Raw genomic sequence first — 24,882 nt, forward strand, 5'->3', positions numbered from 1 at the left:
AACCTGCGGCCCGCGGTCGAAAAGCTCTGCACGTCAGCGGTTCCGGGCCGTCCTCGGCTACGGTACCGTGTCGGCTGTGACGGTTCCCGGTGGAGCGATCGAGTGCCTGCCCAGCTGACGACCCGGGCCCAGGTCAACGGGTACAGATTCCTGTTGCGCCGACTCGACCACGCCCTGGTCCGCCGGGACGTCCGCATGCTGCACGACCCCATGCGCTCGCAGATCCGCTCGCTCCTGGTCGGGCTGGTGCTCGGCATCCTGGTCGTGGCGGGCGCCGCCATTCTCGGGCTGATCCGCCCGCAGGGCGCCATCGGCGACGCGCTCATCGTCTCCGGCAAGCAGAGCGGGGCGCTCTACGTGGTGGTGCAGGGGCAGGACGGCAAGCAGACGCTGCACCCGGTGCTCAACCTCGCCTCCGCCCGGCTGATCACCGGGAGCTCGGCCGAGCCGCAGTCGGTGAAGGACGCCAAACTCGGCGACCTGCCGCGCGGCCCGATGCTCGGCATCCCGGGCGCACCGGGCGTGCTGCCCGGCTCGAAGCAGGGCGACCGCTCGGAATGGACGCTCTGCGAGACCATCTCGCTCTCCGCGGGCGGCAGCGCGGCCTCCGCCGCAGGTGGCAAGACCACGATCTTCGCCGGGAAGCCCGAGCTCGGCGAGCGCGCCCGCGCACTCGGCGCGGGCGATGCCGTGCTCGTCCGCCGCAACGGCCAGACCTTCCTGCTCTACGACGGCAAGCGCGCGGAGCTCGACCCCGGCAACTCGGTGCTCTCCCGCGCGCTCGACCTGCGCGGCGTCACCCCCCGCCCGGTCGGGGCCGGGCTGCTCGGCGCGACCACTCCGGTCCCGCCGCTCACGGTGCCCGCGGTGCCGAATTCCGGTGCGCCGGGGCCGGGTCCGCTGGCGAAGTACCAGGTGGGCAGCGTTGTCGCGATTCCAGGCGGCGTGGTGGATGGGTCGGATCGGTACCTGGTGCTCGCCGACGGACTGCAGCCGGTCGGCGAGTTCACCGCCCAGGTGCTGCGCTTCGCCGACTCGCACGGGCTGAGCGAGGTCCCCGCGCTCGCCCCCGATGTGCTGGACAAGGTTCCGGTGATCAGGGCGCTGCCGCTCGACCACTTCCCGAAGCGGAAGCCCGAGGTCGTGCACGCCGAGGACGCGCCGATCTCCTGCGTCTCCTGGGCCAAGGACCCCGGCATCGCCCCGGCCGACGGCACCGGCGACGGCCCCGACCACCGCGCCGTCGTGACGATCCTCGCGGGTACGCGGGTACCGATCCCGGAGTCGGCGAAGGCGGTGGAGCTGGCGACCGCGGACGGCACCGGCGAGCGGGTGGACGAGGTCTACCTGCCGCCGGGCTCGGGCGAGTACGTCCAGATGACCGGGCTGGAGCCGGGCAGCCCGCGGCGCGGCAGCCTGTTCTACGTCGGCGACAGCGGCATCAGGTACGGCGTTCCCGATGCCGACGCCGCGGGCGTGCTCGGGCTCGGCGCCCAGCCGCGGATGGCGCCGTGGGCGATCGTCGGGCAGCTGGTGCCCGGCCCGACGCTGAGCCAGCGGGACGCCCTTGTGGCGCGGGACCAGCTGCCGCAGGAGCCGATCCGCTAGTAGTCGCCCGCCGGGATGTTCAGCGAGGCGAGCAGCCCGGCGAGCGCGGTGCGCATGTCCGGCTCCTCGATCCGCATCAGGACGTCGTCGTCGACGCTGCTCAGATCCAGCGATTCGTCGTTGGCGAGCCGGAATTCGCGCTCCTCCTCGGCCGCCTCGATCACGTTCCGGATGAAGCGGCCGTTGCCCGCCAGGTCGACGCCGCGCCGCGGCTGCCCGCTCTGATCGGTGCTCTGCAGGTCGTACAGGTGTGCGCAGACCCGGACCAGCAGCGCCGCCGCCGCGTCGGAGAGCTGGGAATCGCGCTTGCCCGCGATCACCGCGCCGATGGCGCCCAGCTCGTCCGCCGTGTACGAGGGGAACTGCAGGCGCTTGGCGAAGCGGGAGGCAAGGCCGTCGTTGCTGGCCAGGAAGCGGTCGATCTCGCCGTCGTAGCCCGCGATGATGACGACCAGCCGGTCGCGGTCGTTCTCCATCCGGGCCAGCAGGGTGTCCACCGCCTCCCGGCCGAACGCGTCGCCGCCGGAGAGACCGGCCTGGATCAGCGTGTACGCCTCGTCGACGAAGAGCACGCCGTCCATCGCGGTGTCGATCAGCGCCTCGGTCTTGATGGCGGTGGAGCCGAGGTGCTGGCCGACGAAGTCGGCGCGCTTGGTCTCGACCACCTTGTCGGTCTTGAGCAGCCCGAGGCCGCAGTAGATCTTGGCGACCACCCTGGCGATGGTGGTCTTACCGGTGCCGGGCGGGCCGGTGAAGGCGAGGTGCTGGCCGCGCGGCGCGCTGGCGAGCCCCTTCTCCGCGCGGATCTTGGCCAGCTGCGCGCTCGACTGCAGCTTCGCCACCTGGGTCTTGACCGAGCCGAGGCCGATCTGGGAATCCAGCTCCGCGCGCGCCTCGGCCAGGATCCGCTTGGCCCGGTCCGCCGATTCGGCCTGCTCCAGCTGCTCCATCGAGGGCGAGGAGGCCGGGTCCCAGCGGTCGGTGCGGGCGTCGATGGACTCGCGCGAGGTCACCGTGATCCGGTAGGTGCGGTCGCGCATGGCCGCGGTGTTGGCGTCGAAATCCGGCGCCTGCGAGTACACCTTCTCGAAGAGCGCCTGCGCCTCCTCCTCGCTGCCGGTCTCGCGCAGGCACAGCCCGCGGCAGAACATGGCGGTCGAGCGCGCGGCCGGGATCGGGCCCTGCTCGGCCTGCTCCATCCGGCGGATGGCCTCGCCGAACAGCCCGACCTGCGCGCAGGCCGTGCCGACCATGACGTGCGCGCCCGCGGCCAGGTACGGGTCCGGCCACTCGGCCGAGCCCGCCAGCACGGCCATCACGTCCGGCCAGCGCTGGGTCTGGTAGTGCAGCACCCCGCGGACGTAGGCGGCGACCCGGTCGTCCACCTCCCGGTCCGGGTCGTCGGTGCGCGCCCGCCGGTGCGCGGCCAGCTCGTCCAACACCTGCTCGGCCTCGGTGAATTCCTTGTCCGCGATCAATCGGGCGGCCCAGGCGAGCCAGATCTCGGTGTAGCTCGCCAGCGGGTAGTCGATGTAGAGCCCGGGCAGGAAGCGCCCGGCCAGCTGCCGCGGCGTGAGCCCGACCCGGCGCTGCTCGCGGTGCAGCGTGCCGACGCTGGTGCGGTGCAGGTTCTGCAGCACCTCCCGGGTGAGCTCGCCCGCGGCGGCGCGGCCGAGCCATCCGTCGCACATTCCCGGGTCCCACTCGGTCGCGCGCTGGAACGCCAGCTTGGCGTACTCCAGATCGCGCGCCGACTCCTGGCCCTCCAGGGAGATTCCGAGTGAAAGGACTCCGGCATCGAAGGCCTTCTGTGCTTGGCGATTGCCGGTCATTGCTCTGGAACCCCGAAATCTTCGTCGTCCGTTGCCATTCAGTTCACCTGGACCGGCCGTCGCGGACTGCATGCGCGCTGGTCTGTCCGTTACATTAGGTTCTGCTGCCAGCAGGCTGCAACGCAAGAGTCATCTACTGAGTGAGCGCCGGGAAGCCAACGCCCCGGATGCTGTTGTGGGGGCGTGAGGCTCGTTGATCGAATCGCCGTCGGCCGGGGGAACCCGCGCTGTCGAACCGGAACTCACCCGTGTCTCCGTCATCGGGGGCGACACTCAGCTCGATGTCGGGCTGCCGTCGACCGTTCCGATCGCGGGCTATATCGGTGAACTGGTCGCGCTGATCGAATCGCGCGATCCGGACCCCGCGGGGGCCGAGGACGCCGCGACCGATCTGGACGCCAAGCACTGGACCCTCGCCCGGCTCGGCCGGGACGCCATCGCGCCGAGCCGCACCCTGGACGAGGCCGAGGTGTACGACGGCGAGCTGCTCGTGCTCCGCGCCGTCGCCGCCAAGGAGGCGCCGGTGCTCTTCGACGACGTCATCGACGCGGTCTCCCGGCTCACCGCCGCGCAGTTCCGCGGCTGGACCGGCGGCTCCGCGCGCTGGACCGGGCTGGTGGTGTCGCTGTTCACCGTGCTCGCGGTGCTCGCGCTGCTGGTCGTCGCGCGGCGGCACGGCGACCCGCTCGCCCCCGCCTTCGCGCTCATCGGCACCGCCGCCGCGGCCTTCACCGCCGCAGGCTTCGCGGCCAGGCGGTACCGGGACCAGCTCACCGCGACCTGGCTCGCCGCCGACGGGCTGCTGCTGATCTTCGCCGGCGCCGCGCTCTTCGTCCCCGGCCCGCTCGGCAGCGCGCACCTGCTGCTCGGCAGCTCGGTGGTGCTGGTCGCCGCGGTGCTCGGCTATCGGCTGACCGGCGCCGGCGCCGCGCTCTTCGTCGCGGTCGCCGCGCTCGCGGTGGTGGCAGGCGGCGCGGCCGCGGTCTACCTGGCCTGGCACCCGGGGCTGGCCAAGCTGGCCGCCGGGCTGATCGTGGTCGGCATCGCCACCGTCTCGATGGTGCCCCGGCTGGCCGCGGTGCTGGCCAGGCTGCCGATCCCGCCGGTGCCGACCGCGGGCGCCGCGATCGATCCGGCCGACCACGAACCGCGGCCGACACTGGAGGGCATCGGCGCCATCGGCGCCACCGCGCTGCCCTCGGCCGCCGGGCTGGAGCTGCGGGCGCGGGCGGCCAACCGGTATCAGACCGGGCTCGTCGTCGCCTGCGGGATCACCACCGTCGTCGGGGCCTTCGGCGCCGCCGACCCGCTCGGCTCGGCGCGCTGGCAGGGGCTGACGCTCGCGGTGATCACCGCGATCATCCTGTGCCTGCGCGGCCGGGCCTTCGCCGACCTGCTCCAGGCGGTGACGCTGATCGGCGCAGGCTGCGTGATCATCGTCACGCTGATCGCCGGGCTCGCGCTCGGCGACAGCGCGCTAGAGCTGATCGCGGTGGGGTTGCTGCTCGCCTTCGGCGCGGGCGCGGCGGCCTTCGGGGTGATCGGGCCGCATGTGGAGGCCACCCCGGTGACCAGGCGCGGCATCGAGGTCTTCGAGTACCTGCTGATCGTGGCGGTGATCCCGCTGGTGCTGTGGATCATGGGCGTCTACTCGATGGCACGGAACATATGAGTCACCGCCCCTGGCACCGCCCGGTCGCTCGGACGGCCGGGGCGGTCACGCTCGCCGCCGGGTTCCTGGCGGCGACGCTCGCCCCGGCCGCCGCGATCGGGCCGCCCCCGATCGACCAGGGCGCGCTCGGCGCGGCGCAGGGGCTCAGCGGCAGGCCGGCGCCGCTGGAGCCGACCGAGCAGCGCTCGCTCTGTGCCGAGCCGCTGCTGGTCGGCGGGGCCCCGCAGGAGCCGCCGCTGGCGCAGCGCATGCTCGACCTCCCCGCGGCCTGGCAGTTCAGCAGGGGCGCCGGGCAGAAGGTGGCGGTGATCGACACCGGCGTCAACCGGCACCCGCGGCTGCCCAGGCTGCAGCCGGGCGGCGACTACGTCGCGGACAGCGACGGCACCGTCGACTGCGACGGCCACGGCACCCTGGTCGCCGGCATCATCGGCGCGCAGCCCAGCCTCGAGGACGCCTTCGCCGGGGTGGCGCCGGAGGCCGAGATCCTCGCCATCCGGCAGCTCAGCCTGGCCTACGAGCGCAAGGACAGCAACAACCGCAACGAGCGCGGCGAGATCCGCAGCGAGGGCTACGGCAGCGTGCTCACCCTGGCGGGCGCGGTGGTGCGCGCGGCCGACATGGGTGCCACCGTTATCAACATCTCCGAGGTCGCCTGCAGTTCAGCGGGTTCGGATCCCTCGGACGGCGCGCTCGGCGCGGCCGTGCGCTACGCCTACGAGCGCAATGTGGTCGTGGTCGCGGCGGCGGGCAACGTGGAGAGCGACGGCGCCTGCCGGAACCAGAACGAGGGCACCGGCTGGAACGCCGTCGGCACCGTGGCGAGCCCGGCCTGGTTCACCCCGTACGTGCTCGCGGTCGGCTCGGTGGACGCCGACGGCAAGCCGTCCGAGCTGTCGCTGCACGGCCCGTGGGTCGGCGTCGCGGCGATCGGCCGCAATATCGTCTCGCTGGACAGCAAGCCGGGCGGGGCCGGGCTGGTCGACGGCGTGCAGACCACCGAAGGCATCCGCAGCGTGGACGGCACCAGCTTCGCGGCCCCCTACGTGGCCGGGCTGGCCGCCCTGGTCCGCGCGCGCTTCCCGGAGCTGAACGCGCAGCAGGTCATGGATCGGATCACCCGGACCGCGCAGGCACCGGGGACCGGGCGCGACGACGCCGTCGGCGCCGGTCTGATCGACCCGGTCGCCGCGCTCACCGCGCCGCTGCCGACGCAGCCGGTCGCCGCGGCGGCGGACGCCGGCCGGGTGATCGCGGCGCCGGTGTACCCGGCCGGGCCGGATCCGCGGCCGCGCCGGATCGCGGTGATCGGCTCGATCGTCTGTCTCTCGGGGCTGGCGATCGGCGTCGCGGTGAGCCTGCCCTACCGGCGCAGACGCCGGGACATCGAGGCCGAACTCGCGCCCTGACCCCGGCCACCGCCCGCCCGACCCGCTCGAACCATCGAAGGACCCATGGCTACCGAAGGTTTCGTCCGACGCCCCCGCATCGCCCCGCCACGCGCGCCCGGCGGCGAGGTGGCGTTGACCGCGCCGCCCGAGGTGCCGCGGCCGCTGCCCGCGCCGCTCATGATGAAGATCATGCCGGTGGTCATGGTGATCGCCATGGTCGGCATGATCGCGATGATGGCCATGATGGGCCGCAACCTGCTCGCCAACCCGTTCATGATGATGTTCCCGCTGATGATGGTCATGTCGATGGTCGGCATGATGGCCGGGTACCGGGGTGGCGGCGGCAAGCGCGCGGTCGAGCTGAACGAGGAGCGCAAGGACTACTTCCGCTACCTCGACCAGATCCGCAGGGAGGTCAGGCGCACCGGGGGCAAGCAGCTGGAGACGCTGGTCTGGAGCCACCCCGACCCGGCCGACCTGCCCTCGCTGGTCGGCACGCGACGGATGTGGGAGCGCCGCCCCAACGACCCCGACTTCGGGCACGTGCGGGTCGGGATCGGCAGCCACCGCCTCGCCACCAAGCTGGCCCGCCCGGAGACCGGCCCGCTGGAGGACCTGGAGCCGGTCTCCACCGTGGCGCTGCGCCGGTTCGTGCGCACCCACTCGGTGGTGCACACCCTGCCCACCGCGGTCTCGCTGCGCGCCTTCCCCGCGCTGAACATCGAGGGCCCCACCGACGAGGCGCGGATGCTGGTGCGCGCCATGCTCATGGAGCTGGTCACCTTCCACGGCCCCGACCACCTGGCCATCGCCATCGTCTGCGCCGACCCGGACGGGGCGTGGGGCTGGACCAAATGGCTGCCGCACCTGCAGCATCCGAGCCAGCGCGACGGCTTGGGCAGCGCCAGGATGCTCTACACCTCGCTCGGCGAGCTGGAGACGGCGCTGCAGGGCGAGCTGCTCGAGCGCGGCCGCTTCATGCGCAACCCGCAGCCGACCCAGGGCAGGCTGCACCTGGTCGTCGTGATCGACGACGGCTATGTGAACGGTGGTGAGCGGCTGATCAGCGAGTCCGGGCTGGACTCGGTCACCGTGCTCGACCTGACCGCCCCCGAGGGCGGGCTCGCCGCCCGCCGCGGCCTGCAACTGCTGGTCGGCAACGGCGACGTCTCCGCGCGCAGCGCGGCCGGGGTGGAGCGGTTCGCCGCCGCCGACACCGTCGAGGTCCCGGAGGCAGCGGCGCTCGCCCGCGGCCTCGCCCGCTACCGGCTCGCCACCGCGGCGCAGATCGTCAGCCTCGGCGAGGGCTCGGTCTCCGATCCGGGGCTGATGTCGCTGCTCCGCATCCCGGACGCCGCGCAGATCGACCCGGCCAGGGCGTGGCGCCCGCGCACCGCGCGCGAGCGGCTGCGGGTGCCGATCGGCATCACCCCGGACGGCACCCCGGTCGAACTCGACATCAAGGAGTCCGCCGAGAACGGCATGGGCCCGCACGGCCTCTGCATCGGCGCCACCGGCTCCGGCAAATCCGAATTCCTCCGCACGCTGGTGCTCTCCCTGGTCACCACGCACTCCCCGGACGCGCTCAACCTGGTGCTCGTCGACTTCAAGGGCGGCGCGACCTTCCTCGGCCTCGACCCGCTGCCGCACGTCGCGGCGGTCATCACCAACCTGGAAGACGAGCTCGCGCTGGTCGACCGCATGAAGGACGCGCTGGCGGGCGAGATGAACCGCCGCCAGGAGCTGCTCCGCTCGGCGGGCAACTACGCCAACGTCACCGACTACGAGAAGGCGCGCGCCGCCGGGGTGCCGCTGGACCCGCTGCCCGCGCTCTTCATCGTGGTCGACGAGTTCTCCGAGCTGCTCTCGCAGAAGCCGGATTTCGCCGAGCTGTTCGTGATGATCGGCAGGCTCGGCCGCTCGCTGCACGTGCACCTGCTGCTCGCCTCGCAGCGGCTGGAGGAGAACAAGCTGCGCGGCCTGGAGTCGCACCTCTCGTACCGGATCGGGCTGCGCACCTTCTCCGCCAACGAGTCCCGCGCCGTGCTCGGCATCACCGACGCCTACCACCTGCCCAGCGTGCCCGGCTCCGGGTACCTGAAGAGCGACGCCTCGGATCCGCTGCGCTTCAACGCCTCCTACGTCTCCGGGCCGTACGTGGCCCCGCTCGGCGGTGGCGGCGACGAGGGCGGGCCGGTCGCCGGTGGCAGGCCGACGGTCTTCACCGCGGCGGCGGTGGAGGTGGCCGAGCCACCCGCGGACGCGCTGCTCGACGACGACCCGCTCGGCCTGCCCCCGCCGCCGCCTGCGGGCCTGCGGCCCGAGCTGCCGCCGCCGCCCGCCCGGCCGATGCCTGGCGAGGAGGGCATCCCGGACAGCCTGCTCACCGTGGTGGTCAAGCGGCTCACCGGGCACGGCAGGCCCGCGCACGAGGTCTGGCTGCCGCCGCTGGAGGAGTCGCCGACCGTCGACATGCTGCTGCCCGACCCGGACTGGCGCTCGCCGGTGAACCGGCACGGCCAGCTCTGGATGCCGATCGGCGTCATCGACAAGCCGTACGAGCAGCGCCGCGACGTGCTGACCGTCAGCCTGGCCGGGGCGCAGGGCAATGTCGCCGTCGTCGGCGGCCCGCAGTCGGGCAAGTCGACCACGCTGCGCGCCATCGTGCTGGCCGCCGCGGCCACGCACACCCCCGAGCAGGTGCAGTTCTACTGCCTCGACTTCGGCGGCGGCAGCATGGCCGGGCTGGCGGGCATTCCGCACGTCGGCTCGGTGGCCGGCAGGCTCGACGGCGACCGGGTGCGCCGCACCGTCGCCGAGCTGACCACGCTGCTGCGTGAGCGCGAGGAGCGCTTCGGCGAGCGCGGGATCGAGTCCATGGTCGACTTCCGACGGCGCAAATTCGCCGCCGCGCAGCATGTTCCGGGCGGGGCGGCCTCGCCGGGGAACCCGCTCGCCGACGACCGCTTCGGCGACGTCTTCCTGGTGATCGACGGCTGGGCCGTCATCCGCGAGGAGTTCGACACGCTGGAACCGCAGATCAACGCCATTGCCGCGCAGGGGCTGTCGTACGGCATCCACCTGGTGATCGGGGCGAACCGCTGGGGCGAGATCCGGCCGGTGGTCAAGGACCAGATCGGCACCAGGCTGGAGCTGCGGCTCGGTGACCCGTCGGACTCGGAGATGGGCAGGCGGGTCGCGCACCAGGTGCCGGTCGGCAGACCCGGCCGCGGCCTCACCCCCGACCACCTGCACATGCTCATCGCGCTGCCCCGGCTCGACTCCGACTCGAACCCCGAGACGGTGGCCGAGGGCGTCACCGCCGCCCGCGCCGGGCTGGAGCTGGTGCACCCGCGGCACCGGGCGCCGCAGGTGCGGATGCTGCCGCAGCAGCTCGACCGCACCGAGCTGCTCGCCGCCGCCGCTGCTGCCGGGATCGAGCCGAGCCCGACCAGGCTCGTCGTCGGGCTCGGCGAGTCCGCGCTGCAACCGCTGGTCCTCGACTTCGCGGCGGAGCCGCACTTCATGGCCTTCGCCGACGTGGAGTCCGGGAAGACGACGCTGCTGCGCAATATCGCCATGGGCATCGTGGAGAACGCGACGCCGGACGAGGCCAAGATCATCATGATCGATTACCGGCGCACCATGCTCGGCGTGGTCGAGGGCGAGCACCTGGCCGGGTACTCCACCTCCTCGCAGACCTGCGCGCCGATGATCCAGGAGGTCGCCGGGTACCTGGGTAAGCGCATACCGGACTCCGACATCACCCCGCAGCAGCTGCGCGAGCGCAGCTGGTGGAGCGGGCCGGAGATCTACGTGCTCGTCGACGACTACGACATGGTCGTCACCGGCGGCATCAACCCGTTCGCCGCGCTCATGGAGTACTTCCCGCAGGCCCGCGACATCGGGCTGCACTTCGTCGTCACCCGGCGCATGGGCGGCGTCTCGCGCGCGCTCTTCGACCCGATCATCGGCGGGATGAAGAACCTCTCGGTCGAGACGCTGATCATGAGCGGCTCGCGAGACGAGGGGAAGCTGATCGGCGACGTGCGGCCCATGCGGCTGCCCCCGGGGCGCGGGGTGCTGGTCTCGCGCAGCCGGGAGCAGGAGATGGTGCAGATCGCCTACCTGCCCCCGCTCTAGCCGATATACGGCTGGTCCAGGTCGGCGAATCCGTGGTCGATCCGGAGCCGGATCGACGGGTGGATCTCCAGTCGGTCGAGTTCGCTCTGGGCGACCCACTGCACCGAGGGCGACTCCGGGCTGGTGTGCAACTGCCCGCCGACCGGCTCGGCGCGGAAGCAGATCGAGAACTGCTGCCTGACCTCGCCGTCCGTGTACGCCATGACGCGTCGGGGATCGGTGTAGAGGCCGACGAGTCCGATCACCCGGATATCGATCCCGGTCTCCTCCCGGGTCTCCCGCACCGCGGTGTCGGCGACGAACTCGCCGAAGTCCTGCCCGCCGCCCGGTATCGACCAGAACCCGTTTTCACTGCGCTGGATCAGTAGCACCTGGTCACGCTCATTGCGGACGAACGCGGTTGCCGCCACCACGATGCTGTTCGGCGTCGGCGCGTCGGGGTCGTTGTAGTACTCGGTCCGCGCCATCGGCTTCACGCATCCACTTCGTCTCGCGGGGTCACCGAACATAATCCGTACGCTGGTCCCTTTGCGTGCCTACTCGCGGAGTTGCTTCGGCAGTGCGGTGTCGTCGGGCAGGGGCCCGGTTCATTACAGATTGCTACGCGGAGACTTCGTCCATCAGCATCCGCAGAGTCAGGGAGTGCTTTTCCGGCGGCAAGGCGTCCATTGCGGCCCGCGCATACGCTATGCCACCATCACGGTCACCTGTACGGGCCAGCATCAGTCCACGGTGCATCTCCAGATGAGTCGCGAACCTCGGCATGGTGGCGGGGAGTAGCCGCCTCGCTTCATCCTGAGCCGCTACGGCGGTCGCCTCGTCCCCGATCCGAGCCGACAGCAGAGAGCGGAAGACGCCGAGTCGCCAATACGGCACTGCGTAGTCGGACGCTTCGTCGTCTTCGGAGCCAGCGTGGTCGAATACCCGGCGTCCCTCGGTGTCGAGCGCTCGCGCGGTTGCGGTGTCGCCCATGATGGCGGCGGCGTGCGCCTTGCCGTAGATCGCGTTCAGCCGGCCGAGCGATGGCCGATCATCGAGTGACAGGGCCTGGTCGGCGAACATGTTCGCGATGGGCAACGATGCGCCTTCGTAGCCGAGAGCGATCGCGGCTCGGCCCCTGACCCATACCCGCGTGTAGATGTCTCTGGACCGATCTGCGGACTCGGCGGCCATGCGATACCAGGTGACCGCCTTGGAGCCGTCCGAGCCGGGGAAGGTTTTCGCGTAGAGGGTCATCAGGCGCGACGCGTGCGCCCACATCCGGGGTGTGTCGCACTGCTGCTGGATGATCGCCAGGTCGATTGCCAGTCTCTTCTGAATCTCGGCGGCGCCGAGCGTCATGTAGTCCGCACCGTAGGCGGTCAGTGTCGAGCCCCATTTCTCGATGCTTGGTCCGGCGCCTTGGAGCCGGGCCGAGAATCCCTCGGCCAACAGATCCGCTGCAACACCGGGGGCGACGGTCGTTGCGGCAACGGTGGTCAGAAATCGTCGGCGGTTCACATCAGACTCCATTACTGCCAGGGGAACATCGAGCACGGCAGCGAGATGCCGCAGCCAGAACGGCGATGGCGAGCTCTTGCAGGACTCCCACCGGCGCGAGATGTACTCCCGGCTCATCGGCTGCCCGGAGTGCTCGGTGAGTGCGTCGGCCAACCGGGACTGCGACCAGCCTCGCGCCTCACGCAGATCGCGAATCAGCTTGCCCGTGTGCATGAATTCCATGATGCCTCTGTGCGAGAGCATCTCGGCGCGTGCCACTGGTTTTGCCACTGCTGATCAACATCACTGCGCGGAACCCTGGACATCGGCAGCGAAGTCCGTCCGCCACCGGGCCGCCCGGACCGGACTGCCTCTGTGTTCGAGCGAGCACCGAAATCCCAGGGGGGAGCTATGTCTTTGTCACTGAAGAGAACACCAACTGCGACACCGGGTGCGTCTGCGCGGGGTGGACCGCAGTACTGCGAGCGCGAAGAATCCAACGTCTACCGGTGTACGGACACGCCTCCAACCCTCGAACGTTGGGCTGCCTCGAGCGTGCTCAGTCAGCACGCGGGCCACGACCCGGCGCGGTGCCTGCCCTACGCCGCCGCGCTCGCCCGCTTGTCTACCCCGCTGACGTGAACGCCGCCCTGCCGCATTGGCGGGAGCTCACCACGGTGTTCCGGACTCCGCTCCGCGCGCACGAAACGCAGCTGTTGAAGCGGGCCCGGATGCTGGCCTCGCTGCACCGGGTGCGCGAGTTCTACCCGGACCGGGCAGCGGTTTTCGAAGCCAGCCGCGCCGCGCTGCGCCACCAGATCGCGGAATGGATCATCGAGTACACCGATGCCAGGCCCAGCGCCGCCGCCATATGCGCGACGGTCATCGACGACATGGCCGCCGCGCACGTCACCGCCGAGCGGCTGTTGCAGACCGACCCGCCGCCCAGTGCCGAGCAGCTGCACGCCGCGTGGTCCGATGTTGGCTACCTCGCCACCCACTGGGCCGATCTGGTCGCCGAGGTGATCGACGGACAGCCTCCGGTGCCGTGGCCGCTGGACCGCCGGTGATCCTGCGCGCCACCGTGGCCGCATCGCTCTCGGCGCTACTCGTTGTCGGGGCGGCGGGTCCGCTGTCGGCCCGCCTCGTCCGGGCGCCCGACCGTCGCCGACATTCGAGCGCGCCTCGCCGCCGAGCGGCGCCGCGGGTCTCGGTCTTCACCAACACTGACGCGCCGCGGACGCGGGCGGCAGTTGCCAGTGGTCGGGGAGCCGCCCGCGAGCGAACCTCTACCCGATGGCCGGCCGGCGGAGCGCGGGTAGCGTGCTCGGCCAGCTGTCTACCCTGCGCTCGAAGAGGGCGCAGGAGGGGCCGAGGGTGGCGGGGCCCGCGATCCGGACGAGCCGGAAACCGGCGTTCCGGTAGTAGGCGTGCAGGGAGCGGTTGGTGGTCCAGGCGTCCAGCCGGACCCAGTCCAGGCCGTCCCCGCGGGCCAGGGCGGCGGCGTGTGCGAGCAGCCGGTGCCCGATTCGGCGGCCGGCGAAGGCCGCGTCCACGATCATGAAGTGCACGATTACCGCCTCGGCGAGCTCGGCGGGGGTCCAGAGGTGCCGGTCCGCGCGCCGGTCCACCGTGATCGTGCCCGCGACGTCGCCGTCCAGCTCCGCGACCCAGGTGTGCCCGCGCTCGATCGCCCGCCCCGCCGCCAGGGCGAAGGCCTCGATATCGAGCCCGCGCCCCGCCGCCGTCCACTGGTCCTGCCCGCGTGCAACGAGCCAGCGGGTGCGGCGCAGCCGGAGCAGGCAGAGCAGCGCCAGCTCGTCGCGGCGGGCACGCCGGATGAGCAGCGCTCCCGGCCGCGCGGCGCGGGTCGGGGCCGGCGCCGTCACGAAGCGGAGGCGGGCACGGGTGACGCCAGCGTGCGGGCGATGACCGCGACCCCGGCCGGGTCGCCGAGCTGGTAGGCGAGCCGGTTGCGGGTGGCGAGGCAGCGGTGCCTGGTCGCCCTGGTGACCCGGCGCTGGTTGGCGCCGATCCGCAGGTGGTCGAGCAGAATGGTGCCGGGCACGATGTTCAGCACCGCCGCCTCGGCCACGCTCGCGGGCCGGGCGGAGACGGTGTCCCGGTGCGCGGTCTCGCCGTGCCCGCGCTCGACCAGCCTGCGGGTGGTGCCCTCGGGGATGTCGTGCGGCACGTCGGCGCCGATCGCCTCGGCCAGCTCCCGTGCGAAGAAGCTGACCTCCCACGACCACGGCTCGTTGTCCAGGAACTGCACCACCGTGCGGGCCATCACCCAGGAATCCGGCGCCACCCCGAGCCAGCCGCCGACCTCGGCGCCCGCCGGTTCCATCCGCGCGCTGAACTCCTTCGCGGGCTCGCGCCCCGCCGCCCGCGCGATCTCGGAGAAGATGTCGTGCGCCGAGCGCGGCCGGTCCGGGCGGATGTGGTCGGTGACCACCGACTCCAGGATCTCCCGGCTGCGCACGATGGTGCCGCGCGAGGTCGCCGTGTACACCAGGTTCTCGGTGACGAGCACCTGGATGGCGTGGCGCGCGGTGGTGATCGAGACGCCCATGCGCTCGGCCAGCTCGACGTGGCTGGGTAAGCGGTCGCCCGGCTGCCAGGTGCCGCCCCGGATCTGCTCGCGTAGCAGGTCGGCGATGCGCTGGTAGGTCGGGCCGTCCGCCATCGGGCTCCCTCGGTGCTGGGCAACAGTGTGGTTACACGCTTGTCGATGGCGACGCATACCCATCGGTCTTCCGAGTAAAACCATCGGCCGACAAGGAATTTCGGCCGAACCGCCGCTGCATAACGCTTCGGAAACGGGCTCCGGTCGCGGGCGGGGCTTCGCTTGACAGGGTCTTTCTGAGGTTTAGTGTAATGAACGTTCTGAACGCTCTGATCCGGTGTTGTGCGGCGATGACTGCGAGGCAACGTGGCAGGTTCGGATAGTTCTACGGTCGTGAAGACCTTTCCCGGCGCGGCAAGGGGCGCCGATTCGGGGGATCGAGCCCCGGAAACGGGGCAGCTACCTTTTTCCGATCTGCTTCTCCGTGCGCTGCGGGGGCATCGGGTGGTGGGCGGACCGCTGCTCTGGTTCGCCCGCGACCTGGCTGTGCTGCACGAGCGGCGCATCGGCCCCGGCGGCCCGGAGTCGCCGATCGCGTCGGCGGCGCTGCTCGAGATCGATCGCCGCAGAGGCGAACTCGTCATGGCGATCGACGACTGGGTGGCGCGCAGCGTGCCCGAGCATCGGCTCGGCGCGACCCTGCACACCGAGACCATCGGCGCGGTGATCGACCGCCTCGCCGAGTCCTCGGTGCGCGCGCACCGCGCGCTGATGACCCTCGACGCCGACGACGACCGGCTGCACAGCGCCTGGCACCACCTGGCCGAGCTGAGCGACGGCTACGACGACCTGGTGCGCGACGTGCTGGAGGGCAGGCGCAGGCTCCCGGAGTGGTGAGGGCCCGCGCGTCGCGGGCTCAGCCGCGGAAGACGGCGAAGTCGTCGGCCACCGTCGCCGCGAGCTCGACGTAGGCCCGCTTGGTGTTCTTGTGCAGGCGGTGCAGGTCGATCTCCGCGCCCTCGGAGAGGTGCCCGTCGTAGGGGATGATGTGCACCGCGCGGCAGCGCGACAGGAAGTACTCGCGCAGGTGCTGCACCCCGACCGTCGGCGACCCCTCGCGCGGCAGGTTGATCACCACCACCGCATTGCGCACCAGGTGGTCGTGGCCGTGCAGGGAGAGCCAGTCCAGGGTGGCCGCCGCGCTGCGGGCGCCGTCGATGGCGGCCGACGAGATCAGCACCAGCGAGTGCGCCGTGTCCAGCACGCCGGTCATGGCCGAGTGCATGAGGCCGGTGCCGCAGTCGGTCAGGACGATGTTGTAGAAGCGCTGCAGGATGCGCGCGACCGCGCGGTACTCCTCGTCGCTGAACGCCTCGGACGCCGCCGGGTCGCGCTCGCTCGCCAGCACCTCGAGCCGCGAGGTGCCCTGCGAGGTGTGCCTGCGGACGTCGGAGTAGCGCTGGATCGCGGGGTCGAGCAGCAGGTCGCGCACGGTCGAGCGGGTCTGCAGCGGCACCCGCTGGGAGAGCGTGCCGAAATCCGGGTTGGCGTCGACCGCGATCACCCGGTCGCCGCGGATCGAGGCGAAGATCGAGCCGAGCCCCATGGTGGTTGTCGTTTTGCCGACGCCGCCCTTCAGCGAGAGCACCGCGATCCGGTAGTCGCCGCGGACCGGCTGCCGGATTCGGGCCACCAGCTCCTGCAGGCGGCGCTCCTCGGCCGACATGCCCGGGTTGATGGCGCCGCCGGAGACGTGGTGCACGGCCTTGCGCCAGCCGCTGCCCGGCGACTTCTTGGCCCGGCGCATGGGGACGTCGTCCAGGGAGGGGGGCGGGGTGGAGCCGTAGACGTTCGGCGGGGTCGCGTTGACCGGCCTGCCCGGCTGGAACTGGTGCTGGACCGGGCCGGGGCCGTACGGAAGGTTGTTTCCGGGTGGCTGATTCGGCCCTGGGCCGAACTGGTTCGGGTCGCCGCCGTACGGCGGAGCCTGGTTCGCGAGCGGGTGGTTCGGGTCGGAGCGGTACTGCGCCGCCGGAATGTGATGCGGCGGTGGTTGATTCGGTCCGGGCCGGTTCGGGTCCTGGCCGTATGCCGGGGGAGGCTGATCCGGGCTCGAGCCGTACTGCGGCGGAACCTGGTTCGCGAGCGGCTGATTCGGCTCCGACCGGTACTGCTGGTGCACCTGGGGCAGGTTCGGATCGCCGTACTGCTGCGGCGCCGAGTCGGGACCGTAGGGCGAGGGCGGATCGCTCACCGGCGCTGTGCCGTATGGGATAGGCGGCTGGTTCGTGGGTCCGGTGCCGTATGGGATAGGCGGTTGGTTCGCAGGCCCGGTGCCGTAGGAGATAGCTGGTTGGTTCGTGGGCCCGGTGCCGTAGGGGACGGGCGGCTGATTCGTCGGCGCGGTGCTGTAGGGCTGCGGCGACGGGGCGGGATGCGGTGTGGCCGAACCATTTCCGGTGGGCGGGGTCGGGTAGGCGGTGGGCGCGGCGTGCGGGGGAGCGGGCGGGTAGAGCGGGCCGGCCGCGGGCACGTCGAATTGCTGCGGCGCCACCGGGATGCTCGGCGCGGAGCGGTAGGCCGACGGGTCCGGCTCCGGCGCGGGCGCCTCCGGTGCGCGCTCCGGCTGCTCGGCCTGCGCGGGGCCGTAGGGCCCGCCGCCGTTGCCGGTCGGCCCCTGCCACGGCGGCACGCTGCCACCGGTGACCGGGGCGACCGGGGCGCGCGGCGGAAGCGCGTCCGGTGTGCCGATCTGACCGCGCTCCAGCGGCTCGTCCGGAGCGGGCTCCACCTCGGGCTCGGCATCCCGGTGCAGCGCGGAGATCCCCTCGCGGAACCCGGCCAGATCGCGGTGCGGAGCGGCCTCTTCCAGCTCGTCGTCCGCGGAGTTGCTCGGCACGGGCAGCCGCTCCGGCGGTGGCGGCAGTTCGGGCCGCGCCCTGCGGCGCTCCCTGACCCCCGACGTCTCGCGCAACCCGCCCGCGGCGCTCGCCCCGGCACCGAGCGGCTGGAACGCGCTCGACGGCACCGAGGGGTTGCGAGTCGGCAGCGTCGGCCGCGGGCTCTCCTCCGGCGCGACCGCGCCGGTGCGCGGATCCCGCAGCGCCTCGTCGTCCGGCCCGGCCTCGGCGAGCTCGTGCCGCGCCCGCCCGTTCCGATCGTCGCCCCGCGGACTCTCCGCAGGCGCGAAATCGCCACGGTGCCCGAGCTCATCCGCCGCCTGCGGCGGGGAAGGCTCCGCCTCGAACTCGCCACGCCCTGGCGTCTGCCGCTCGCCGAAGCCGAACTCCCCGTTCCCCGAAGGGAACCCGAACCCGGCTCCACCGTTCTCCGGCGCGAATTCCGCCTGCCGCGTTCCGTACTCGGCTCCACCACTCCCCGGCGCGAACTCCGCCTGCTGCGCTCCGTAGCCGTCCCGGCCGTTCCCACCCTGCTGCGGCTCGAAAAGTCCCGAATCGCCCGAGGATTCCGCACGCCCGACGCCCCACCGCTCCGGCCGCCCCTCGGACTCGCCCTGCTCGTCGACGGCAGCGGGCGCCTCGTCCCCGCGCCGCCAACCACGCCGCCGCTTCTCCCGCCGCCCCACCTCGGGCCGCTCCCCCTCGGGGGCGCGATTGCGGAACCGGGAACGGCGCGGCGCGGGTGCGTCGTCGTCGGACGGGAGGTTCTGGACGGGCTCTTCGTAGCCGACCTGCGTGACTTCGCTCTCCGAGAGCCACGGCGGCAGCATGGGGAGGCCGTCGTCGTTGCGGCTCACCTGTCCCCCTCGATGTGCTGGACCGTTTCGCTGGACTCGGGGGTCAGTTTACGGGACCGGCCGGGCGCGGCGCGGAAGGGGCGATTTTGCCTGATCGGCGGCCCCTCGGTATCCTGGGAAGACGGTGCGCCTACAGGCATGCGTTCACCCGGGAACATTCGATCCGTTTTCGACGTTCGATTGTTCGCTGGTGCTCGGACGGTGCGGTGCCGGCGCCGGTAGGACCAGAGCAGTAATCACACCAGGTTGAGCGTAACCGGGATCGCGGAGGACATGGCGAAAAAAGACGGGGCCATCGAGGTCGAGGGTCGGGTTGTCGAGCCGCTGCCGAATGCGATGTTCCGGATCGAGCTCGAGAACGGACACAAGGTTCTCGCGCACATCAGCGGGAAGATGCGGCAGCACTACATCCGCATCCTTCCCGAGGATCGGGTGGTCGTCGAGCTGTCGCCCTACGACCTGTCCCGCGGCCGGATCGTCTACCGCTACAAGTGACGGGCTCGCCTCGCGAGCACGCAGGAAGCTTCCCCAGCCGTCGGGCTGGGGAAAAGTTGTGTCCACACCCCGTGGGCCACAGTAAGAGATTGGACGGACGTGAAGGTTCAGCCGAGCGTCAAGAAGATCTGCGAGAAGTGCAAGGTGATCCGCCGGCACGGGCGGGTCATGGTGATCTGCGAGAACCTGCGGCACAAGCAGCGTCAGGGCTGACACCACCGAGCACCGATCGCTGATCGGGCTTGACCGAAGAAACTCCCAGCGCCAGCCACACGCTTGGGAACGGGTGGGTCGTGAGATCCACCCGGGCGTGTGCGCTCACCACCGGAACGGAGGCCGGTGCCCCGGACGAGGGGATGGACAGGGAGCAGACCTCCGCAACATTAAGGAACCTGCCAGATGGCACGTCTCATGGGCGTTGATCTCCCGCGCGAAAAGCGCATGGAGATCGCGCTGACCTACATTTTCGGCATCGGCCGTACCCGTTCCCACGAGATCCTCGCCGCCACCGGGGTCAGCCCCGACCTGCGGTCGAAGGATCTGAGCGACGACGACCTGACCCGGCTCCGCGATTACATCGAGGCCTCCGACCTCAAGGTCGAGGGCGACCTGCGCCGCGAGGTGCAGGCCGATATCCGCCGCAAGATCGAGATCGGCTGCTACCAGGGCATCCGGCATCGTCGCGGCCTGCCCGTGCGGGGCCAGCGCACCAAGACCAACGCGCGCACTCGTAAGGGTCCGAAGAAGACCGTCGCCGGTAAGAAGAAGTAAGGGAACCGATGCCTCCGAAGAGCCGGGCCTCGGGCCCGAAGAAGTCCCAGAAGGCGCGTCGCAGGGAAAAGAAGAACATCCCGCACGCCCACGCGCACATCAAGAGCACGTTCAACAACACGATCGTGTCGATCACCGACCCCAGCGGCAACGTCATCTCCTGGGCGTCGTCGGGCCACGTCGGGTTCAAGGGCTCGCGCAAGTCGACCCCGTTCGCCGCCCAGCTGGCCGCCGAGAACGCTGCCCGCAAGGCGCAGGAGAACGGCGTCAAGAAGGTCGACGTGTTCGTCAAGGGCCCGGGCTCGGGCCGCGAGACCGCGATCCGTTCGCTGCAGGCCGCAGGCCTGGAAGTCGGCACGATCTCCGATGTCACTCCGCAGCCGCACAACGGCTGCCGTCCGCCCAAGCGGCGTCGCGTCTAATAGCGGGAAAGGAAGTAGAACGACATGGCCCGTTATACCGGACCCATCACCCGCAAGTCGCGGCGTCTGCGCGTCGACCTGGTCGGCGGCGACCAGGCCTTCGAGCGGCGTCCCTACCCGCCCGGCCAGCACGGCCGGGCGCGGATCAAGGAGAGCGAGTACCTGCTCCAGCTGCAGGAGAAGCAGAAGGCCCGCTTCTCCTACGGCGTCATGGAGAAGCAGTTCCGCCGCTACTACGAAGAGGCGAACCGCCAGAAGGGCAAGACGGGTGACAACCTGCTCCGCCTGCTGGAGACCCGCCTCGACAACGTCGTGTACCGCGCGGGCATCGCGCGCACTCGGCGGCAGGCCCGTCAGCTCGTGAGCCACGGCCACTTCCTGGTCAACGGCATCAAGGTCGACGTGCCCAGCTACCGCGTGAGCCAGTACGACATCATCGATGTCAAGGAGAAGTCGCTCCCGACGCTGCCCTTCCAGGTGGCGCGCGAGACCGTCGGCGACCGGCCCCTCCCCGGCTGGCTGCAGGTGCTCCCGGGCCGGCTGCGGATCCTGATCCACCAGGAGCCGGAGCGCGCCCAGATCGATGTGCCGCTGCAGGAACAGCTGATCGTCGAGTACTACTCGAAGTAGGTCAGCGCTGCTGGTGCGTGGCCGCCGTCCGCGGCGGCCACGCGCAACACCCCCACCACGAGGCGTCAAATAGCGGGCGCCCACACAGGAGGATCCCATGCTGATTTCCCAGCGTCCGACGCTGACCGAAGAGGTCGTGGCGGAGAACCGCTCGAGGTTCACCATCGAACCGCTCGAGCCGGGCTTCGGCTACACCCTCGGCAACTCGCTGCGCCGTACCCTGCTGTCCTCGATCCCGGGGGCCGCGGTCACGAGCATCCGCATCGACGGCGTGCTCCACGAGTTCACCACCGTCCCCGGGGTGAAGGAGGATGTCACCGACATCATCCTGAACCTCAAGGGCTTGGTCGTGTCCTCGGAGGAGGACGAGCCGGTGACGATGTACGTCCGCAAGCAGGGCCCGGGCACCGTGACGGCCGGCGATATCGTGCCTCCGGCAGGTGTTGTCGTGCACAACCCGGACATGCACATCGCCACCCTGAACGACAAGGGCAAGCTCGAGATCGAGCTGGTCGTCGAGCGGGGCCGCGGCTACGTGCCCGCCGTGCAGAACAAGGCGTCCGGTGCGGAGATCGGCCGGATCCCGGTCGATTCGATCTACTCGCCGGTGCTCAAGGTGACCTACAAGGTCGAGGCCACCCGCGTCGAGCAGCGCACCGACTTCGACCGGCTGGTGCTCGACGTCGAGACCAAGAACTCCATCACCGCGCGGGACGCGCTCGCTTCGGCGGGCAAGACCCTGGTCGAGCTCTTCGGCCTGGCCCGCGAGCTGAATGTGGAGGCCGAGGGCATCGAGATCGGCCCGTCGCCCGCCGAGGCGGATCACATCGCCTCGTTCGGGCTGCCGATCGAGGACCTGGATCTCACCGTCCGCTCCTACAACTGCCTCAAGCGTGAGGGTGTGCACACGGTGGGCGAGCTCGTCGCCCGCACCGAGTCGGATCTGCTCGACATCCGCAACTTCGGCCAGAAGTCCATCGACGAGGTCAAGGTCAAGCTGCACGCGCTCGGCCTCTCGCTGAAGGACAGCCCCGCCTCGTTCGACCCGTCCTCCGTGGTCGGGTACGACGCGAACACCGGGACCTGGAGCGACAGCGGAACGTTCACCGATACCGACGGCGGCGAGCAGGACTACGCCGAGACCGAACAGCTCTAGGTCCCCCGGGGGAGGCATCCCCCGGGCCGCGGCCTCTCATAAGGAGACAGTGAAATGCCCAAGCCCAAGAAGGGTGCTCGCTTCGGCGGGTCGGCGTCGCACCAGAAGGCGATCTTCGCCAACCTGGCTACGGCGCTCTTCGAGCACGGTCGGATCACGACCACCGAATCCAAGGCCAAGGCGCTGCGCCCGTACGCCGAGAAGCTGGTCACCAAGGCGAAGGGCGGCACCCTCGCCGACCGTCGCGAGGTGCTCAAGGTGATCCGGAACAAGACCGTCGTGCACGAGCTGTTCGCCACGATCGGCCCGTCGTTCGAGGGTCGCGAAGGCGGCTACACCCGCATCACCAAGACGCTGCCGCGCAAGGGCGACAACGCCCCCATGGCCGTGATCGAGCTGGTCCGGGAGAAGACCGTGTCCAACGAGGCCGATCGCGCTCGCCGCGTGGCCTCCTCCAAGAAGGCCGAGCCGGTCGCCGAGGCGCCTGCCGTCGAGGAGACCGAGACCGAGGCCGCCGCCGAGGCGCCCGAGGCCGCGGTTGCCGAGGCCGAGGTCGCTGAGGACAAGGCCGCCGAGGACAAGAAGGAATCCTGAGCTGACTCCGGATTCCGGCGACGAGCCCGTCACCCGCGAGGGGGGCGGGCTCGTTCGCGTGCGGCTCGACATCGCCTACGACGGGACCGAGTTCACCGGGTGGGCTCGGCAGCCAGGGCTGCGGACCGTGCAGGGGGTGCTGGAGGAGTCGCTGAGCAAGGTTTTCCGCTCGCCGGTTCAGCTCACCGTTGCGGGGCGCACCGATGCGGGGGTGCATGCGGAGGGGCAGGTCGCGCACTTCGACATCGCGGGGGAGTTCGACGGGGCCAAGCTGGTGCATCGGCTGGCTCGGTTCCTGCCCAGGGACGTTCGGGTCACCGGTGCTCGGCTCGCGCCCGCGGATTTCGATGCTCGGTTCTCCGCTGTGCGGCGGCACTACGTCTATCGGCTGACCACCGCGCCGTACGGTGCCGATCCGCTCGCCGCGCGCGGGGTGGTGGCGGCCAAAGGCGGGCTCGATGTGTCGGCTATGCGGGTGGCCTCGCGGAAATTGTTGGGCCTGAACGATTTCGCGGCCTTCTGCAAGCGGCGCGAGGGGGCGACCACGGTGCGTGAGTTGCAGCGCTACGACTGGGAGCAGTCCGGGTACGGGCTCACCGCTTTCGTCAGCGCGGATGCTTTCTGCTGGTCCATGGTGCGGAGTCTGGTGGGGGCGGTGCTGGCGGTGGGGGAGGGGCGGCGGACGCCCGAGTGGGTCGGGAGTCTGCTGCTCGAACGGGAGCGCTCCAGCTCGGTCACCGTCGCCCCGGCGCACGGGCTCAGCCTTGTCGCCGTCGACTACCCCGCCGATGCGGATCTCGCCGCCCGCAACGCGCAGACCCGGGAGATGCGCACCGTGCCCGGGCCGGGGTGCTGCGGCGGCTGATCTCGCATCCGCCTCCGGCGGCTAGACTGATTTTCGCGCTGGGCGACTTGCTCGTGGCCGCGCGCGGATCGATCTGCTCGTGGCTGCGCGCGGATCGGGCTCGTCTCGGAAACAAGTCGAGCCGCCGGAGGCGGATGCGAGAGTAGCGGCACCGGCCTCCGGCTCAGGAGCGGACGAGGCGGGCAATGGCCTCGGTCGCCTCTTTGATCTTCGCCTCCGCCTCGGGGCCGCCCGCGACGGCGGCGTCGACGACGCAGTGGCTGATGTGGTCCTCGAGCAGCCCGACCGCCACCGCCTGCAGCGCCTTCGTCATGGCCGAGACCTGGGTGAGGATGTCGATGCAGTACTTCTCCTCCTCGACCATGCGCTGCAGCCCGCGCGCCTGCCCCTCGATGCGGCGCAGCCGCTTGAGGTAGTCGTCCTTCGCGGTGATGTAGCCGTGCCCGGTGTGGTCGTGCTCGCCGCTGGCGTCGGTCACCGGCCCTCCTCGTCTGGTTCGATACCCCCCAAGGGTACAGCAACCACCGGCTCGGCCGCCCGGTTCGCGACCGCGAGACCGGCTACCACCAGCACCGATCCGACCAGCTGCAGCGGCGTCACCGCCTCGCCGAGCAGCAGCCAGGAGAGCCCGACCGCGAAAAGCACCTCGCTCAGCAGCACCAGCGACATGAGCGTGGCGCCGAGCCGGGCGGCGCCGGCGACCCCGCACAGGTAGGCGAGCACCGTGCTCACCAGGACGAGCAGGGTGAGCGCGAGCGGCACCGGCAGCTCCCTGTGGTCCATCAGCGCGGTGCCCGCCCCGACGACCAGCGGCAGCGCCCCGATCCCGGCGAGCAACCAGGTGGTCAGCGCCGCGACGGTGAGTCCGGAGCCGAGCAGCGCGACCGGGCTGAGCCGCGCCGTACTGCGCTCGGAGAGCAGGAAGAAGACCGCGTTGCCGATCATGGAGAGCCCGGCCCAGGCCAGCCCGGCCGGGTCCGGGCTGCCCGCGCCGAACACCTGCACCACCAGCGCGGCACCGGCCAGCGTCACCGCCGCGCCGACCAGCGTTCCGCTGCTCGGCCGCCTGCGCCCGACCACCCAGTGCCAGGCGATCACCACCACCGGCGCCAGGAACTGGATCATCAACGTCACCGCGACCTGCAGCGTTGCCAGCGAGAGGAAGAACGACGCCTGCACCCCGGCCACCCCGATAGCGCCGAACGGAACGACGGTGCGCAGCTCGCGGCGGCCCGCCCACAGCCCCCGCGGGTCGGCGAAGACCGCGAGCAGCAGCATGACCGCGGCGGCCCCGGTGAGCCGCACCGCGAGCACCGCCCCCGCCGACCAGCCCGCGCCGAGCACCGCCTTCACCAGCGGCCCGGACGCCGCGAAGGCCAGTCCGGAGGCCACCGTCAACCACACGCCGAGCGCCGCCCGCGACATCACAGCGTCCATCCTGCCGCCCTCCGCGCTCGCCCGACCGGTCGGGATGTGATCGCCCATCCCGGCCCCGCCC

Annotated in this window: 22 protein-coding genes; 14 read left to right on the top strand and 8 right to left on the bottom strand. The window is 71.3% G+C overall.

Going from position 1 to position 24,882, the window contains the following annotated elements:
* Positions 1-102 precede the first annotated feature (102 nt).
* Entirely contained in the window at positions 103-1,608 is a 1,506-nt protein-coding gene (gene eccB / locus ACFUJ1_RS11795; protein WP_378644934.1) for a type VII secretion protein EccB, read from the top strand.
* Here eccB and eccA read toward each other — a convergent pair.
* Complete coding sequence (gene eccA, locus ACFUJ1_RS11800; RefSeq protein WP_378644935.1) at positions 1,605-3,440, bottom strand: type VII secretion AAA-ATPase EccA; 1,836 nt, start codon at positions 3,438-3,440, stop codon at positions 1,605-1,607. The genes eccB and eccA overlap by 4 nt on opposite strands.
* Positions 3,441-3,633: 193 nt before the next feature.
* Here eccA and eccD point away from each other — a divergent pair, with 193 nt between their 5' ends.
* From eccD to eccCa, 3 genes are read left to right on the top strand one after another with little or no spacing between them, the layout of a single operon-like run.
* Entirely contained in the window at positions 3,634-5,112 is a 1,479-nt protein-coding gene (eccD, locus tag ACFUJ1_RS11805; protein WP_378644937.1) for a type VII secretion integral membrane protein EccD, read from the top strand.
* Entirely contained in the window at positions 5,109-6,521 is a 1,413-nt protein-coding gene (gene mycP / locus ACFUJ1_RS11810; RefSeq protein WP_378644938.1) for a type VII secretion-associated serine protease mycosin, read from the top strand. Before eccD ends, mycP begins: the two co-directional genes overlap by 4 nt.
* Positions 6,522-6,566: 45 nt before the next feature.
* A complete protein-coding gene (gene eccCa / locus ACFUJ1_RS11815; protein ID WP_378644940.1) occupies positions 6,567-10,646 on the top strand; it encodes a type VII secretion protein EccCa in 4,080 nt (1,359 codons plus the stop codon).
* Here the strand turns inward: eccCa and ACFUJ1_RS11820 are convergent.
* The gene (locus tag ACFUJ1_RS11820) at positions 10,643-11,113 is read right to left on the bottom strand and encodes an NUDIX hydrolase (protein WP_378644941.1); all 471 of its coding nucleotides are present in this window, start codon (positions 11,111-11,113) and stop codon (positions 10,643-10,645) included. The two genes, eccCa and ACFUJ1_RS11820, sit on opposite strands and share 4 nt — an antisense overlap.
* Before the next feature lie 133 nt (positions 11,114-11,246).
* Positions 11,247-12,368, bottom strand: a complete 1,122-nt coding sequence (locus ACFUJ1_RS11825) for a helix-turn-helix domain-containing protein (protein ID WP_378644943.1) — start codon at positions 12,366-12,368, stop codon at positions 11,247-11,249.
* A 395-nt stretch (positions 12,369-12,763) separates the two neighbouring features.
* On the opposite strand from ACFUJ1_RS11825, the gene ACFUJ1_RS11830 reads away from it, so the two are divergent.
* Complete coding sequence (locus tag ACFUJ1_RS11830) at positions 12,764-13,195, top strand: hypothetical protein (protein WP_378644944.1); 432 nt, start codon at positions 12,764-12,766, stop codon at positions 13,193-13,195.
* A gap of 219 nt (positions 13,196-13,414) precedes the next feature.
* Here the strand turns inward: ACFUJ1_RS11830 and ACFUJ1_RS11835 are convergent, their stop codons facing one another.
* On the bottom strand, positions 13,415-14,014 hold the full coding sequence (locus ACFUJ1_RS11835; protein WP_378644945.1) for a GNAT family N-acetyltransferase: 600 nt from the start codon (positions 14,012-14,014) through the stop codon (positions 13,415-13,417).
* Positions 14,011-14,814 (bottom strand): GntR family transcriptional regulator, encoded by an 804-nt coding sequence (locus ACFUJ1_RS11840; protein ID WP_378644948.1) that lies wholly within the window; start codon positions 14,812-14,814, stop codon positions 14,011-14,013. Before ACFUJ1_RS11840 ends, ACFUJ1_RS11835 begins: the two co-directional genes overlap by 4 nt.
* A 387-nt stretch (positions 14,815-15,201) precedes the next feature.
* On the opposite strand from ACFUJ1_RS11840, the gene ACFUJ1_RS11845 reads away from it, so the two are divergent.
* Positions 15,202-15,591 (top strand): DUF4254 domain-containing protein, encoded by a 390-nt coding sequence (locus ACFUJ1_RS11845; RefSeq protein ID WP_378644950.1) that lies wholly within the window; start codon positions 15,202-15,204, stop codon positions 15,589-15,591.
* Between the two features lie 19 nt (positions 15,592-15,610).
* Here the strand turns inward: ACFUJ1_RS11845 and ACFUJ1_RS11850 are convergent, their stop codons facing one another.
* On the bottom strand, positions 15,611-18,451 hold the full coding sequence (locus ACFUJ1_RS11850; RefSeq protein ID WP_378644951.1) for an AAA family ATPase: 2,841 nt from the start codon (positions 18,449-18,451) through the stop codon (positions 15,611-15,613).
* Between the two features lie 273 nt (positions 18,452-18,724).
* Between ACFUJ1_RS11850 and infA the strand changes: the two genes are divergently transcribed.
* The 8 genes from infA (at position 18,725) to truA (ending at position 23,384) form a co-directional block, all read left to right on the top strand.
* Positions 18,725-18,946, top strand: coding sequence for a translation initiation factor IF-1 (gene infA, locus ACFUJ1_RS11855; RefSeq protein ID WP_003418601.1), 222 nt, complete (start codon positions 18,725-18,727; stop codon positions 18,944-18,946).
* Between the two features lie 99 nt (positions 18,947-19,045).
* Complete coding sequence (gene rpmJ, locus ACFUJ1_RS11860) at positions 19,046-19,159, top strand: 50S ribosomal protein L36 (protein ID WP_040686659.1); 114 nt, start codon at positions 19,046-19,048, stop codon at positions 19,157-19,159.
* 186 nt (positions 19,160-19,345) lie between these two features.
* Positions 19,346-19,717, top strand: coding sequence for a 30S ribosomal protein S13 (gene rpsM, locus ACFUJ1_RS11865; protein ID WP_067646720.1), 372 nt, complete (start codon positions 19,346-19,348; stop codon positions 19,715-19,717).
* A gap of 8 nt (positions 19,718-19,725) precedes the next feature.
* Positions 19,726-20,139: a 30S ribosomal protein S11 gene (rpsK, locus tag ACFUJ1_RS11870; RefSeq protein WP_233016088.1), complete on the top strand. Its 414-nt coding sequence runs from the start codon at positions 19,726-19,728 to the stop codon at positions 20,137-20,139.
* A gap of 24 nt (positions 20,140-20,163) precedes the next feature.
* Positions 20,164-20,769, top strand: coding sequence for a 30S ribosomal protein S4 (gene rpsD, locus ACFUJ1_RS11875; RefSeq protein ID WP_378644953.1), 606 nt, complete (start codon positions 20,164-20,166; stop codon positions 20,767-20,769).
* 97 nt (positions 20,770-20,866) lie between these two features.
* Positions 20,867-21,925, top strand: coding sequence for a DNA-directed RNA polymerase subunit alpha (locus ACFUJ1_RS11880; RefSeq protein WP_233016090.1), 1,059 nt, complete (start codon positions 20,867-20,869; stop codon positions 21,923-21,925).
* 54 nt (positions 21,926-21,979) lie between these two features.
* The gene (gene rplQ, locus ACFUJ1_RS11885) at positions 21,980-22,519 is read left to right on the top strand and encodes a 50S ribosomal protein L17 (protein WP_378644955.1); all 540 of its coding nucleotides are present in this window, start codon (positions 21,980-21,982) and stop codon (positions 22,517-22,519) included.
* A 1-nt stretch (position 22,520) separates the two neighbouring features.
* Positions 22,521-23,384 (top strand): tRNA pseudouridine(38-40) synthase TruA, encoded by an 864-nt coding sequence (gene truA / locus ACFUJ1_RS11890; protein ID WP_378644995.1) that lies wholly within the window; start codon positions 22,521-22,523, stop codon positions 23,382-23,384.
* A gap of 163 nt (positions 23,385-23,547) precedes the next feature.
* Here truA and ACFUJ1_RS11895 read toward each other — a convergent pair whose 3' ends face one another.
* Both ACFUJ1_RS11895 and ACFUJ1_RS11900 read right to left on the bottom strand, forming a co-directional pair.
* Positions 23,548-23,862: a metal-sensitive transcriptional regulator gene (locus ACFUJ1_RS11895; protein WP_378644957.1), complete on the bottom strand. Its 315-nt coding sequence runs from the start codon at positions 23,860-23,862 to the stop codon at positions 23,548-23,550.
* Entirely contained in the window at positions 23,859-24,821 is a 963-nt protein-coding gene (locus tag ACFUJ1_RS11900; RefSeq protein ID WP_378644958.1) for a DMT family transporter, read from the bottom strand. Before ACFUJ1_RS11900 ends, ACFUJ1_RS11895 begins: the two co-directional genes overlap by 4 nt.
* Positions 24,822-24,882 lie beyond the last annotated feature (61 nt).

Source organism: Nocardia sp. NPDC057227 (assembly GCF_042669725.1).
Classification (GTDB): Bacteria; Actinomycetota; Actinomycetes; order Mycobacteriales; family Mycobacteriaceae; genus Nocardia; species Nocardia asteroides_A.